Raw genomic sequence first — 13,296 nt, 5'->3', positions numbered from 1 at the left:
AGACAATCTGCTAAATCAGCCCAGCCTCTGCTTCAGCAAATCTCGTGCAATCGCATCGAGCACGCCGTTCAGGAAGTGAATCGACTCTGGCGCCGCATAGCGTTTCGCCACTTCCAGAGATTCGTTGATGATGATCGCCGACGGAGTATTCGGGCTCCCCATCATCTCTGCCACCGCCGCTCGAATCAGGTTGCGGTCTACAACAGCCATCCGCTCCAGCCGCCAGTTCTGCGCGTGCGCCTCAATCAGCTTGTCGATCTCCGGTTGCTTCGCCGTGGCCACACGATAGATGTCCTCCGCGAAGGCGCGCGTGTCTTCATCCACATCGTCACGTGAGTCCCAGAAGACCTTCGCAACTTGCTCCGGCGTCTGTTTGCCCAGGTCTCCCTGAAAGAGCATCTGCATCGCAAGCTCACGGGATTTCCGTCGTGTTCCCATTACTTTTTGTCCCCTTGCTCGCGAAGCTTCTGCTGAATCGAGACCATCTCGATGGCCGCAATCGCTGCCTCGAATCCTTTATTGCCTGCCTTGATGCCCGCACGATCCAGGGCCTGCTCCAGCGTCTCGCAGGTAAGCACACCAAAGGCATGCGGAATGCCCGTATCCTGCTGCGACTGGCCAATTCCCCTCGCAACTTCGTTGTAGATCGCCTCATAATGCGCCGTCTCTCCACGAATGAGACAGGCGAGCGTCACGATGGCGTCGAACTTCTTCGACTCCGCAAGCGTTCGGGCGGCGGAAGGAACTTCCCATGCGCCCGGAACCCGCACAATCTCCACGTCCGGCTTTGCCACGCCGCTGCGATACAGGGCATCCAGCGCTCCCTGCAGAAGACGGTCCGTAATGACGGCATTCCACCTTGCTGTAACGATGGCGACTCGCATTCCCGCTGCGGAAAGATCTCCCTCAATCGCCGCGGGCTTGCCGTGCAGAGGATTCTCCGACTGCCAGAATCCCAATTCGAGCCCCTCGCCGGCATCGTCTTTCAGCCGAACCGTAAACAGGCGGCTGTTCCAATGCGTCAGCTCAGGCTTGCTCAGCAGGTCTCCTGCCTCGCCTGGATAGTTCGAAAGCATCCACTTCTCCACCGCCGCGTGGACAGCGTCCAGCCCCAGCACCTCAATCAGGATGGGAGGCACCGCCGGCGCTCGACCGGTCATCAGCTCCAGATTTCCCAAAGGCGACAGCAGTGCGACACCACGGCTGGTCTCGTCCTGCCAGCCCTTTCCCTGCTCAAATCCCAAAGCCAGCATCAGGCGGCTGAATTTATCGAGAGCATCGGCCGAGGCGACCTCACGAACCAGCGTCATTCCCTTGATCATGAGTTCGATTGTATCGTTATCGTTCTAAACCGCCCGGCGAACCATGACGCGCTCCAGCTCGATGCCAGAGCCCGATCACAGTGACCGCCTGAGGAGTCTCTCCATGACGCAGACCACGCCGTTCGAAACCCTGCTGTGCAGCATCGAAGCCCAGATCGCTCTCGTCACGCTCAATCGTCCCCAGGTGCTCAACGCCCTTAGCCACCAGGTCTTCGCCGATCTCAAAGAAGTCTTCTCCCAGCTCGCAGACGATCCCGGTATCCGGGTCATCCTGCTCGCCGGCTCCGGAGAGAAGGCGTTCGCCGCCGGAGCCGACATCAATGAACTGACAAAGCTGGACCGGGGCCTGGGCCAGTCGCTTTCTCATCGCGGCCAGAGCATCTTCCGTCAGATCGAGACCTGCGGAAAGCCTGTCATCGCACTTATCAACGGATTCGCCCTGGGAGGCGGCTGCGAGCTGGCACTGGCTTGTACCCTGCGAATCGCATCGAGCACAGCGCAGATGGGCCTGCCCGAGCTGCGCCTCGGCCTGATCCCGGGTTACGGCGGAACTCAACGCCTGCCCCGCCTGATCGGTCCTTCGGCGGCCCTGAAGCTGCTACTGACAGCCGAACGTGTCGACGCAGCCGAAGCCCTGAGGCTGGGACTGGTCGATGAGGTGGTACCACCTGATCAGCTTCTACCCAGGGGTAGACAGCTTGCCCAGTCCATCCTGCAGGTTGCGCCGCTCGCCGTCACCGCCTGCCTTGAAGCCGTTTCCGAAGGAGCCGACCGCAATCTTGACTCCGCCCTGCGGCTGGAGAGCCGAATCTTTGGAAGGCTGTGCGGTACAGCCGACGGAGCCGAGGGAACACGCGCCTTCCTCGAAAAGAGGCCACCGAAATGGAGCGGCAGATAGGCGATTCTGCGGCGAAAATCAGAAGATCGGCCAGATGCGACCTTTGGTATGCTGATAGCTGATATGTCCATCCCCACTGGCCGATCCTCTCTCACGATCGTCCTTGCCACCGTACTCGCTCTTCCCTTCGCTCTCACCGGTTGCCACGGAGGCTCCGCAACGGGGTCTATCCCTGGCTTCGCCGCAGAGCGCGAACAGGCACTTGAGGCCGCCCGCCAGCAGATGGAGCTGATTCCTCCTCCCTCAAAGAGCCGTTACATGGCTGTTCAAAGCCTGAACTCATGGGAGAACCCCTATCTCACCGTTCAGGGCGGCATGGTGACACTCCACGTCCTGATCGGCGACGCCAACCCAAGCACCCTTGGCGTAGGCGGCCTGCTTCGGCCCGTCAATGCCCGCCGCCGCAACCTCGACGTACGTCTGAACGATCTGCCAGCGGCCCTCAATGCCATTCCTGAGAGCGCGTGGCCCTATGGCCGCGTCGTTGCCATCGAAGAGGCGCATGATGTGCCCACCAAAGCGAGGCCCCAGATTCGCCGCAACGTAGAGGCGGTACTGAAGACGCTCGGCGATCTTGGCGTGGTGGCCTACGAGTGGAACGACACCGGACACGGTGTTTAGAACTCTCAAACGAGAGTGAATCTATATCGTCCACGCAACAACTGGCTAACTCCCGTCTTCTCATGAGGTAGGATGCTCTTATTCCAACTTCATCCGGGAGTACCGCTGATTGCATCCGATTGCGCTTGCCGTCTTCTGCCTCTTCTTTCTACTGGTTACGCTGGCAGGTTTCTGGGCAGCACGCTGGCGGCGTCCTGAATCCGGTATCGCCTCGCTTGAAGAGTGGGGGCTGGCCGGGCGGAGCTTCGGCACCTGGATCACATGGTTCCTCATCGGTGGCGATCTTTACACGGCATACACTGTCATCGCCGTCCCGGCCGCACTGTACGGCGCTGGAGCTATCGGCTTCTTCGCCATTCCCTATGCAGTCATAGCATACCCCTACATGATGCTTGTGCTGCCCCGTCTATGGCGCGTATGCCATCGTCACGGCTACGTGACCTTCGCCGACTTTGTGAGCGGCCGCTACGGGAACCGCTGGCTGACCATTGCGATTGCACTTACAGGGGTGCTGGCACTGATGCCCTACATCGCGCTTCAGCTCGTCGGCATGAAGGTAGTGATCGCCGCAATGGGCCTTCACGGTGAATGGCCGCTGGCAGCGGCTTTTATCATCCTCGCGGCCTACACGTACTCCAGCGGCCTGCGGGCTCCCGCGGTGATCGCCGTCGTCAAAGACCTGATGCTCTACATCATGGTCCTTGCCGCCGTGATCTTCATTCCGGTCAAACTTGGCGGATACCATCACGTCTTCGAGCTTGCAAACCAGGCGCTGGCGACGCACACTCCGGCAGCAAGCATCTTCCTCAAGCCCGGCCAGTTTCTGGGATACTCCACGCTTGCCATCGGCTCCGCGCTGGCTCTCATGCTCTATCCCCATACCGCAACGGCGGTACTGTCGGCCAGCAGCGCGAACGTCGTTCGACGCAACGCAGCAATGCTTCCCGCCTACAGCTTCCTGCTGGGCCTCATCGCTTTGCTCGGATATCTCGCTCTGGCCGCCGGCATTAAGACCTCGGACACCAGTTCTTCCGTTCCTCTGCTCTTCATGCAGTCTTTCCCGGAGTGGTTCGCTGGGTTCTGTCTTGCGGCAGTCGCTATCGGCGCCCTGGTCCCGGCGGCCATCATGTCCATTGCGGCCTCCAATCTCTTCACCCGCAATCTCTACGGCGCACTCTCCAGTCGCAAGATGCTTCCCCACCAGGAGTCTGCGATGGCGAAGGCCGTCTCTCTCGTCGTCAAATTCGGTGCTCTCATCTTTGTGCTCTATCTCCCGACCCCCTATGCCATTGAGATGCAGCTGCTGGGTGGAATCTGGATGTGCCAGCTTGTTCCGTCCATCGTCATCGGCGTCTTTACGCGCTGGCTGCATCCCTGGGCGCTGCTGGCCGGATGGGCAGCCGGTATGGCGTCAGGAACGGCGATGGCTGCAGAGCTGCACCTGAAAAGTTCCGTCTATCCGCTGCACCTTCCCGCATGGCTGGGTGGAACCTGGGCCATGTACGCCGCTATTCCTGCGCTTCTGCTGAACCTTGCCCTCTCGGCAATCCTCACTATCGTCTTCCGGTCCGTCAGCTGGAACTCGGGTGTTGATTCTACGGACGCTTCCGCATACGTCGGATAGAGCGTTGCAATCGTCTTCCATCAAGCCATCGGCATCTGCAGGAATCGCTGCATCCTAATAGCCTGATAGCTTGAAGATATTCTGCTGAGGTGAACGCTGTGAGCAAACGAACAAGATCGATCGCCAAAGGGGCCATCGCGGGCCTGGTCGGTGGAATTGTCGGTACTGCGGTAAAGTATGCGGTTGAAAAAGCGTATCCACCGCGCGTCCACGGAGAAGAACCTGAACAGGCCGCGCTGCCGGCCGATAAGCCTTCAGCAACATCGCTCAAATTCAGGCAAAGTCCCATCACACGGCAGGCGGCTCACTGGAGTATCGGTGCCGCGACCGGAGCTGCCTATGGTGCCGTCGCGGAGCTCTATCCTCCGGCGACAGCCAAGCTGGGAGCCAACTTCGGCGTAGCGATGGTCGCCCTCTCGCACGACTCGACCCTGCCCATCATCAAACTCGCAACCAGGCCAGAACCGCAGACGACACGCGAGAAGACCAGCGAACTTGCCTCATACATCGCCTATGGCGTGGTCACCGAGACCGTTCGCAGAATCGTGCGCCGAATGATCGCCTGATTATTCGCCAGGAAGATGATCGCGAGTCACGCTCCAGCGTGCCACCAGATCGTCCACGACCAAATGCCCTACACGGTAGGCGGCTTCGAGCGACGGCATATACGCGCTGTATTGGCGAATCTTGGTTTCGGCCAGGCTCTCCGCCGCGGTAGCGCCTTCCCGTTGCTGGTCATAATTTGAGGCGGTACGCAGCACCAGCACCCGATGAATATCTACCTTGCCTGCCTTCGCGAGCCACGTCAGCGACTGTAGCGTCCCTGTATCTTCCATCCCGCAGATCGCGTAGGTGCTCTTTCCGTCCGTCTGATAGTTCACCCAATCATGCGCCCACTGATTCAGCAGCCTGCCGTGCCAGAAGGTCGATGCAGAAAGATTGCCGCCGCGCAGCACAAAAGGAGGCCGCTTTGCCGGCTCCGGCGCATACTGCTGCCGTCGCATCCGCATGGCATCGGTATCTTCAAGCTTTACATCTTTCGTGAGCTGGAACGCCCAGTCCACCAGGCTGGGATTGAGACGATAGACATTGCCATCATCGCCAAACCGCGCCTGCCGCGGTTGCTCGTAGGGTACGGACTTCCCCAGCGGAACATAGCCGGTCTTCCAGTCCTTCGGAATCTCGCGGGCGTCGATCTCATGCGCAAGATCCCCATCAACCACGTAGTCGGCCCACACAGCAGAACTCAGCGACCCCATCCTGGGATCGATTCCGCCAATTCCCGCAACGACAAAATAGGCATGCGTCAGGTCAAAACGCGGATCGGAGCCCAGCGCCATGATCGTCGCCGCCGCGCGTGCCGTACCGACTCCCGTCACCACCCCCAGGACGCCGTCCTTGTTCATCCGCAGGTCGTGATAGCCCTCAGGAAAGGGAAAAACCTGGTCCAGATGTTCACGCTCCACCCAGTACTGGTACTCACCGGGAGCATCGCCAGTATCAGCTCCCACCTCAAACATGCTGATCACAACCACCTTGACCTCAATCGGCTTTGGAGGCCTCTGGGCGAAGACACACGTCGCGCTCAGCAGCAGAAGAACAGTAGAAAAGAAGCGCATATTCGATGTTAGCAAGAGGAGTAATCTACGCGTCGAAACGATTCCGATCGTCATCCTGAGCGAACGCGAAGGATCTCTGTATTTTGCCTGTAGCGTCCATGGCACTCCGGGAGGAATGCAGGGATCCTTCCCCTTCGACCTCACTCAGGGTCAGGATGACGACTTCCTAAAGAAATCCACCTCAACGAGAACCGATCTAGACGCCTTTTTTCTGCGGCTCCCAGATGAACTTGTGAATCTGCAGGGACAGTCGCGCAGGCAGGCCGTCTTCCAGCATCCAATCCACCAGCTTGCGAGGATCGAGCGCCATGTTGTCAGCCGTGCGCTGCGGACTGGGAATCTTCTGGAACGCCGGTGAGAGCAGAATCTCTCCTGCCTTCTGCTCCAGAGCGTGCTCGCGAATAAAGTTCCGCGCAAACTCGTAATCCGTACGATCCGAGATGACGAACTTCACCTCGTCCCTCTTCGTAAGTGCATCCAGATTTTCTATCCGAAAACTATTCGCCGCCGCGCCAGCACCGGGGCACTTTACATCGACAATCTTGTGGACTGCCTTCGGAACATCCGCCAGAGGGCGCTCCCCAGAGGTCTCCATCATCAGTGTGTAGTTCTCAGCCAGGAGCCGCTCCATCAAGGGCAGCAGCTCACGCGCCTGCAGCATCGGCTCCCCGCCCGTAAACTCGATCAGTCTGCACGGTGCAAGCGCTTCAATCGCGCTGACCACCTCATCCTGCGTAAACGGCTTTCCTCCACTGAAGGTGTACTCCGAGTCGCACCAGGCGCAGCGCAGATTGCACCCTGCCAACCGCACGAAAATACACGGCAGGCCGGCGAAGGACGACTCTCCCTGGACGGACTTGTACAGCTCAATCAAGTGCATGGCGTTAGATCTGCTCGTAATAACGCGCGAAGCTCGTATCGGTCTCGTAGAGCGTGCAGTCCTTCACCCGGACGCGACCTTCGGTCATGTCATGAAGCTGCTTCGTCGTTTCCTGGTAAAAGTAGCGCGCCAGGTTCTCCGCCGAGGGATTGACCGTCGTAAACGGCTCAAGATCGTTGATCATCTGGTGATCGAGATAGTCCACAACAGGTCGCATCACCTGCTTCAACAGCTTGAAATCAAGCAGCAAACCGGCCTCGTCCAGCTCTTCGCCAATCAGCGTGACAAAGACCCTGTAGTTGTGGCCGTGCGGATTCTCGCACTTGCCGCGGTAGTTCCGCAGGTAGTGTCCCGAGGAGAATCCGGCTTCTACAGTCACTTCAAACATGGTTTTTCCGATACCTTTCAGCCGGCCGAACCGATCAGATGGGGGGAGACAAGAAGCAGCCTGGCTCCTTCTTATTGTACCGTTCTCCGAGCTCCTAACGGCCTCGCCGCTTTCTGCGCTCTTCCTCGGCCCTGCGCTCCACCTGCTCAAAAAGAGAGGACAGCATGGCGGCCAGCGCAACCACCAGAGCCAGCACCAGCAGCGCCAAACCAGTCGTTCGCCATAGAGCGATATCTCCCGGCGAACCCGGCTGCTGCGCAATGTTGGTGTACGCTACTCCGCACGAGATCAGCGCCAGTACGAATAGCGTTGCGGCAAGAATGTAGAGATTACGTCCCATCTGTTTTCATTCTACGGCGCTTTGAAAGAAACGCTCGACCTCGGCGATATCGTCCGTTCGCCGGTATGCCGGCAGGCTATCCAGAAAGATGCGCCCGTAGCGCTGCCGATAAATCCTCGGGTCGAGAAGCATCAGGACGCCCCGGTCTTCAAGAGAGCGAATCAAGCGCCCAAATCCCTGCTTCAGCGTGATCACCGCATTCGGAATCTGGTACTCGAAGAACGGCTTCCCGCCCGATTCTTCAACAGCGCGCATCCGCGCCTCTACCACCGGGTCCGTCGGCACAGCAAAAGGCAGCCGATCGATAATCACGCAGCTCAGTTGCTCTCCCTGCACATCCACGCCTTGCCAGAAGCTCGACGTGCCGAACAGCACTGCATTCGGTGTCTCCCGAAACTGCTGTACAAGAACATGCCTGGGCGCGGTCCCATGCAGCAGCAAAGGAAAGGGCACCTCCACCAACATGCGCTCGTAGATCGTCCGCATCTGGCTGTAGCTGGTGAACAGGCAGAACGCGCGTCCCTGCGTAATCTCCAGCACACGCCGAATCCTCTCTGCCGCACGATCCGTGAAGTCCGGCTCACGCGGATCAGGCATATTCGGAGGCATGTACAAAAGCGCCTGCCGCTCGTACTGAAAGTGCGACGGCACGATCAGCTCCCGCGCAGACACCAGCCCAAGCCGCTTGCGAATATGCTCAAATCCTCCCGCAACCGTTAGGGTCGCTGAAGTCAGCACCACACTGGAGTAGCTGTCGAAGAGCGCCGTCGCCAGCAGGTCAGAGACATCGATGGGCGTTGCCTGCAGGTGCGTATTATAGGCAGCCAGCGCCGTACCGCGTGCCAGACCACGCACGCCACCTACAGCCCGTCGCTCAATCCAGAAAACCGTGTTGTGGTCGGTCGACTCCAGCAGAAACGCCAGATGCGCGCGAATATCCGCTGCGCGCTTGCGCAGGCCAGCAGCCTCATCGACATTCTTGACCCGATCCAACTCGCCCTCAAGTCGCGTCAGGGCGTTCAGCGTCGCCGTGTAGTAGTCTCCGCTCTCCTCCAGAAAGTCCGCTCGATTTACAAACGGCATCCGGCCCGGCCCGTTGGTGCTGTCCGGCAATGCCGAAAAGAACATCCGCGAGCGATTTTGCAACGTGCCGCATGCACTCTCAATCGCAGAGGTCGAGGCCTGCTTGGCTCGCAGCATCATCTCGACATCGCGCACCAGCTCATCCACCCGCTGCGTGCTCAGCCCGATCCCGAAGTAGTTCGAAGCCACCTCTTCCAGTTCATGCGCCTCGTCGAAGACCACCGCCGCAGCCTCCGGAAGAATTCCCGCATCCGGCGCATTCGCCGCCTGCTGCTTGATGCTCAGATCGGCAAAAAACAAGTGATGATTCACGATCACAATGTCCGATTCCAGCGCCTTGCGCCGCATCGCCGTGATGAAACATCGCTCCCAGTCCGGACAGCTCTGTCCCAGACACGCCTCCGTCCGGGCATCGATCTTGTGCCAAAGCGCCGAAGTCTCGGGGAGCGCGTCGATCTCCGCGCGATCGCCCGTCTCCGTCGTCCTCTCCCAGGCGGCAATATGGTGGAACTGCTCGATCTCCTCCAGCCCGTTCAGCAGCGGATTATCCCGCAGTGCATAAAGCTTGTGTCGGCACAGATAGTTGCCGCGCCCCTTCATGTAGCAGACCTTCAACGGTCCCAGCAGTGACTCGAGAAAGGGCACGTCCTTGAAGTAGAGCTGCTCCTGCAGATTCTTCGTCCCGGTGGAGATGATCACCCGCTGCTGGTGCTCACGAGCTTTGCGCAGCGCCGGAAGCAGATATGCCAGCGTCTTGCCCGTGCCGGTTCCCGCCTCAACAATCAAATGCCGCTTGTCCTCAAATGCCTTCTCGATCGCCCGGGCCATCTCGTATTGTCCGCGCCGATGCTCAAACGCCAGCGACGAGCGCGACAGAATCCCTCCCGGCGCAAAGAACTCGTGCAGCGTCGGCAAACGCTCTCCGGGCTGGAGCGGTGGCGGCAGAACCGGGATGGGAGATGAGGCGGACAAGGCGAAGAAGCGGCAAAGAGTCGCTGGTTTCTATAATAGACAGGTTGCGCTGCGCCAGAAGCTAAGTGGCGTTGATGGAATCATCTCGACCCCAACCATGCGGGCGAGGAGAAAGCTGGACTTCCCGGTGGCAAAAAACGATCAGAAGAGGCTCGGCAAAAAACACCGTCAGGCCAGCACGCGTCCCAAGAAAGGCCGCGCCCCCAAGGTAGTTCCCACGACCGGCGCCGTCGATCCACGCAAGCGCAAACAGCTTGCCGCAAAAAAATCCGCGACTGAAAAGCTGAAGCGTCTCCCGAAAAAATCGCCGGAGCGCGAAGCCAGCATCGCCCTTCGCGGAGGAGAACGGCGTCCCCCCGCAAGCGTTCGCCCGGTCGCAGTTTCTTCTTTCTACGCCAACCGAGATGCCGCTGAGCCACAGGATCCGGTAGAAACGCGCTCTGCTACAACTCCGGCCACAACGCGGTCGATCAGTGAGCAGCTTCCTCTCGTCGCCGTCTGTGGCCGCCCAAATGTGGGCAAATCCACACTCTTCAACCGTCTCACCGGTACACGTCGCTCTATCGTGGGCGACGAGCCCGGCATCACCCGCGACCGCATCTACGGACAGATGGAATGGGCCGGACGCACCGTTCGTCTCGTCGATACCGGTGGCGTCATTCCCGACGACGAAGCCCTCATCCCCAGCGAGATCTTTCGCCAGGCACAGGTCGCACTCGCTGAGGCCAACGCGATCGTTATGGTGGTCGACGGCCGCACCGAGTTGGTTGCCCCCGATATCGAACTGGCCCGCCTGCTCATGCGCGGAGGCAAGCCCGTCTTCCTCGCCGTCAACAAGATCGACGCAGCCGAACTGCTGGCTGCGGCAGAGAACTTCCGCAGCCTCGGCCTTCGTCACGTCCTTCCCATCTCTGCGGAACACGGCACCGGAGTCGGCGACCTGCTCGACGAGGTCTTCGCAGCCCTGCCGCCCGAAACCGTCTCCACAGAACCGACCGAGGTCATGTTGACCATCGAGGACGAGATGGCCGAAGACGAAGACGGCCCCGAACCTGCCCGGAGGCTCCGCAGCCACGGCGAGTTCCAGCAGACCGAGACGAAGATCGCCATCATCGGTAGGCCCAACGTGGGCAAATCGACCCTTCTGAACGCCCTGACCGGCACAAAACGGGCCATCGTCTCACCCATCGCCGGAACCACCCGCGATGCCGTCGACGAGGTCGTCGAGCGTAACGGGCACAGCTTCCGCTTCGTCGATACAGCCGGAATCCGCCGCAAAGGCAAGACAAAGCTGATGGCAGAAAAGCTCTCCGTCATCATGGCTCGCAAACATCTTGAGGCAGCCGACGTCTCCCTTCTGATCATCGACGCCACCGAAGGCGTGACTGCGCTCGACGCCAACATCGGAGGCTATGCGCACGAGAGCGGCAGAAGCGTGATCATCGTCGTCAACAAGTGGGACGCCGTGACCACAGGACGCACCGATGGCAAAGCTCCTGCGGACAAGAAGGTCTATGAGCAGCAGGTTCGAGACGCCCTGAAGTACCTCGACTATGCTCCCCTTCTGTTCATCTCTGCCGCCGAAGGCAAAGGCGTCGACCAGGTCTTCAAGAAGGTCGAGCTGGTCGCCCGCGAGCGTCGCAAGCGCATTACGACCGGCAACATGAATCGCTTTCTCGATAACATCGATTTCCAGAAGGCATCAGTGCCAATGTCGAAGCGAGTCCGTATCTACTACATGACCCAGGCGGCAGTAGCGCCGCCAACCTTTGTGCTCTTCACCGACAAAGACGTGAAGCTGCACTTCAGCTTCGAGCGCTTCCTGGCCAATCAGGTTCGCGAAAAGTTCGGCTTCATCGGCTCACCCATCTGGTTCAAGATACGCGCCCGCAACAAAAAGACAGCAGACTAAGCAGCCCTCGCCTCACGTCGATGGTAGATGGCTTGTTTAAAGAACCGTCATTCTGAGGCGCAGCCGAAGAATCCCTGTATTTTGCCCGGAGAGTCAAAGTTGGATCCGGCAGAACACAGGCATCTTTACGCCCATTGAAGAATCTCCCTAAGCAGAAGCTGCCGCAACCCCAGCCTCCGCCAACCATCCATCCCAGGCCTCAAGCGCCCGCTCGCACTGAATCCGGTGCCGTTCCTTCTTGTCGCGAATCTTCTTCCGCAGCTCCTCTTCGAGCGGCAGCAGCAGATCGAAGGTGATATTCGCCGGCTGAAAGTGCTTCGCCTCGCTGTGCGTGATGTAGTGAATCAGCGATCCATGTGCCGTCAGGCGGGGCGGGGCTGCCGGCACCCTGCCCTGCGCGAGCGCTGCGGCGAAGCGGCCCGCAAGCAGCCCTCCGGCAATCGACTCTGTATAACCCTCAACCCCACTCAACTGGCCCGCGATCAGGATGTTCGGATGCGTGCGAAGCTGTAGCGTTTCGTTCAACACCGTCGGCGAATTGATGTAGGTGTTGCGATGAATCTGCCCGTAGCGGAGAAACTTTGCATTCTCCAGTCCGGGAATCAGCCGCAGCACGCGCGCCTGTTCGCCATACTTTAGGTGATTCTGAAAACCCACAAGATTGTAGGAGTCAGCCCGCAGGTTTTCCTGCCGCAACTGGACCACGGCATAGGGCCAGCGTCCCGTCTTCGGATTTGTCAGGCCCGCCGGCTTCATGGGGCCAAAGCGCAACGTGTCATGCCCACGCCGCGCAATCTCTTCGATCGGAAGACATCCTTCAAAGTACTTCGGAGCGTTAGCAATCACCGCACCTTCGGTCGGAATATGCTCCCACTCCTTGGCAGGCACCGTTTCGGCGGTCGAGAGAGCTTCAATAAATCGTTCGTACTCTTCCTTCGTAAAAGGGCAGTTGATGTAGTCCGCGGTTCCCTTGTCCCAGCGTGCCGCAAAGTACACCTTCTCCATGTCAATCGTGCTGGCATCGACGATGGGCGAAATGGAATCGTAGAACGCAAGGTGCTGTGATCCTGTCAGCCGCTGCAGCTCTGCCGTTAGTGCAGGCGAAGTGAGCGGACCGGTCGCCAGCACCGTAATCTCGTCCGGATTCTCATCGAGCTGTGTGATCTCCTCACGGACGACCCTGATCCGCGGGTTCTGCTCAATCATCGCCGCCACTTTAGCCGAGAACTCCTGCCGGTCGACCGCAAGTGCATGCCCTGCAGGAACTGCCGTCGCATCCGCCGCTGCCAACAGAAATGAGTTCCCCCGGCGCATCTCCTGCTTCAGCAACCATGGAGCCGAGTTCTCGCTCTCCGATTTAAGCGAGTTGGAGCAGACCAGCTCGGCAAAATCCGCTGTCTGGTGTGCCTCGGTCAATCGCACAGGCCGCATCTCGTATAACGTCACTTCGCATCCGAGCGATGCCGCCTGCAGCGCAGCTTCCGGACCTGCCAGGCCCCCACCAATGACTTTGATTCTCTTCATCTCCTCTATTGTCTCTCGAACATATCTGCACAGATCGGCAGACATACTTTCCGAGACAGATGAAGGATGATCGCCGGACATCAGCGCAAGACGGTGAAGGACGCGCCATGCTA

General features: G+C 59.5%; 13 protein-coding genes. 5 read left to right on the top strand and 8 right to left on the bottom strand.

The features are described from left to right. Positions 1-15: 15 nt before the first annotated feature. Together nusB and ribH are read right to left on the bottom strand one after the other, a co-directional pair. Entirely contained in the window at positions 16-438 is a 423-nt protein-coding gene (gene nusB, locus GWR55_RS18515; protein WP_162403571.1) for a transcription antitermination factor NusB, read from the bottom strand. Further along, complete coding sequence (gene ribH / locus GWR55_RS19510) at positions 438-1,322, bottom strand: 6,7-dimethyl-8-ribityllumazine synthase (protein WP_162403570.1); 885 nt, start codon at positions 1,320-1,322, stop codon at positions 438-440. The genes nusB and ribH overlap by 1 nt, the downstream gene beginning before the upstream one ends. Positions 1,323-1,425: 103 nt before the next feature. Between ribH and GWR55_RS18505 the strand changes: the two genes are divergently transcribed. The 4 genes from GWR55_RS18505 (at position 1,426) to GWR55_RS18490 (ending at position 5,031) form a co-directional block, all read left to right on the top strand. Continuing rightward, positions 1,426-2,220, top strand: a complete 795-nt coding sequence (locus GWR55_RS18505) for an enoyl-CoA hydratase/isomerase family protein (RefSeq protein WP_162403569.1) — start codon at positions 1,426-1,428, stop codon at positions 2,218-2,220. A gap of 63 nt (positions 2,221-2,283) precedes the next feature. Beyond that, positions 2,284-2,841, top strand: a complete 558-nt coding sequence (locus GWR55_RS18500; RefSeq protein WP_162403568.1) for a hypothetical protein — start codon at positions 2,284-2,286, stop codon at positions 2,839-2,841. Positions 2,842-2,950: 109 nt separating this feature from the next. Beyond that, complete coding sequence (mctP, locus tag GWR55_RS18495) at positions 2,951-4,465, top strand: monocarboxylate uptake permease MctP (RefSeq protein ID WP_162403567.1); 1,515 nt, start codon at positions 2,951-2,953, stop codon at positions 4,463-4,465. Between the two features lie 98 nt (positions 4,466-4,563). Next, the gene (locus tag GWR55_RS18490; protein ID WP_238398527.1) at positions 4,564-5,031 is read left to right on the top strand and encodes a DUF1440 domain-containing protein; all 468 of its coding nucleotides are present in this window, start codon (positions 4,564-4,566) and stop codon (positions 5,029-5,031) included. Here the strand turns inward: GWR55_RS18490 and GWR55_RS18485 are convergent, their stop codons facing one another. The 5 genes from GWR55_RS18485 to GWR55_RS18465 all read right to left on the bottom strand — a co-directional run bounded on the left by GWR55_RS18485 (position 5,032) and on the right by GWR55_RS18465 (position 9,747). Beyond that, complete coding sequence (locus tag GWR55_RS18485) at positions 5,032-6,099, bottom strand: purine nucleoside permease (protein ID WP_238398526.1); 1,068 nt, start codon at positions 6,097-6,099, stop codon at positions 5,032-5,034. Positions 6,100-6,280: 181 nt separating this feature from the next. Next, positions 6,281-6,964 carry a radical SAM protein gene (locus GWR55_RS18480; RefSeq protein ID WP_162403565.1) on the bottom strand — a complete coding sequence of 228 codons (684 nt, stop codon included), beginning with the start codon at positions 6,962-6,964 and terminating at the stop codon, positions 6,281-6,283. 4 nt (positions 6,965-6,968) lie between these two features. Beyond that, the gene (gene queD, locus GWR55_RS18475; RefSeq protein WP_162403564.1) at positions 6,969-7,352 is read right to left on the bottom strand and encodes a 6-carboxytetrahydropterin synthase QueD; all 384 of its coding nucleotides are present in this window, start codon (positions 7,350-7,352) and stop codon (positions 6,969-6,971) included. A gap of 94 nt (positions 7,353-7,446) precedes the next feature. Further along, a complete protein-coding gene (locus tag GWR55_RS18470) occupies positions 7,447-7,692 on the bottom strand; it encodes a hypothetical protein (protein WP_162403563.1) in 246 nt (81 codons plus the stop codon). A 6-nt stretch (positions 7,693-7,698) separates the two neighbouring features. Beyond that, on the bottom strand, positions 7,699-9,747 hold the full coding sequence (locus GWR55_RS18465; RefSeq protein WP_162403562.1) for an ATP-dependent DNA helicase: 2,049 nt from the start codon (positions 9,745-9,747) through the stop codon (positions 7,699-7,701). On the opposite strand from GWR55_RS18465, the gene der reads away from it, so the two are divergent. Further along, positions 9,728-11,659: a ribosome biogenesis GTPase Der gene (gene der / locus GWR55_RS18460; protein WP_370521203.1), complete on the top strand. Its 1,932-nt coding sequence runs from the start codon at positions 9,728-9,730 to the stop codon at positions 11,657-11,659. The two genes, GWR55_RS18465 and der, sit on opposite strands and share 20 nt — an antisense overlap. Positions 11,660-11,806: 147 nt before the next feature. Here the strand turns inward: der and trmFO are convergent, their stop codons facing one another. Beyond that, complete coding sequence (gene trmFO, locus GWR55_RS18455; protein ID WP_162403561.1) at positions 11,807-13,183, bottom strand: methylenetetrahydrofolate--tRNA-(uracil(54)-C(5))-methyltransferase (FADH(2)-oxidizing) TrmFO; 1,377 nt, start codon at positions 13,181-13,183, stop codon at positions 11,807-11,809. Between the last annotated feature and the right edge of the window lie 113 nt (positions 13,184-13,296).

The organism is Edaphobacter sp. 12200R-103 (assembly GCF_010093025.1).
In the GTDB taxonomy this organism is placed as follows: domain Bacteria; phylum Acidobacteriota; class Terriglobia; order Terriglobales; family Acidobacteriaceae; genus Edaphobacter.
The sequence above is the reverse complement of the archived record's forward strand: the minus strand, read 5'-3'. Positions and strand labels throughout refer to the sequence as shown.

Excerpts from the sequence above, each read along its gene's own strand:
- ribH (WP_162403570.1), bottom strand. The coding sequence starts at position 1,322 with ATGATCAAGGGAATGACGCTGGTTCGTGAGGTCGCCTCGGCCGATGCT.
- trmFO (WP_162403561.1), bottom strand. The coding sequence starts at position 13,183 with ATGAAGAGAATCAAAGTCATTGGTGGGGGCCTGGCAGGTCCGGAAGCT.
- der (WP_370521203.1), top strand. The coding sequence starts at position 9,728 with ATGGGAGATGAGGCGGACAAGGCGAAGAAGCGGCAAAGAGTCGCTGGT.
- queD (WP_162403564.1), bottom strand. The coding sequence starts at position 7,352 with ATGTTTGAAGTGACTGTAGAAGCCGGATTCTCCTCGGGACACTACCTG.
- GWR55_RS18500 (WP_162403568.1), top strand. The coding sequence starts at position 2,284 with ATGTCCATCCCCACTGGCCGATCCTCTCTCACGATCGTCCTTGCCACC.
- GWR55_RS18470 (WP_162403563.1), bottom strand. The coding sequence starts at position 7,692 with ATGGGACGTAATCTCTACATTCTTGCCGCAACGCTATTCGTACTGGCG.
- GWR55_RS18480 (WP_162403565.1), bottom strand. The coding sequence starts at position 6,964 with ATGCACTTGATTGAGCTGTACAAGTCCGTCCAGGGAGAGTCGTCCTTC.
- nusB (WP_162403571.1), bottom strand. The coding sequence starts at position 438 with ATGGGAACACGACGGAAATCCCGTGAGCTTGCGATGCAGATGCTCTTT.
- GWR55_RS18505 (WP_162403569.1), top strand. The coding sequence starts at position 1,426 with ATGACGCAGACCACGCCGTTCGAAACCCTGCTGTGCAGCATCGAAGCC.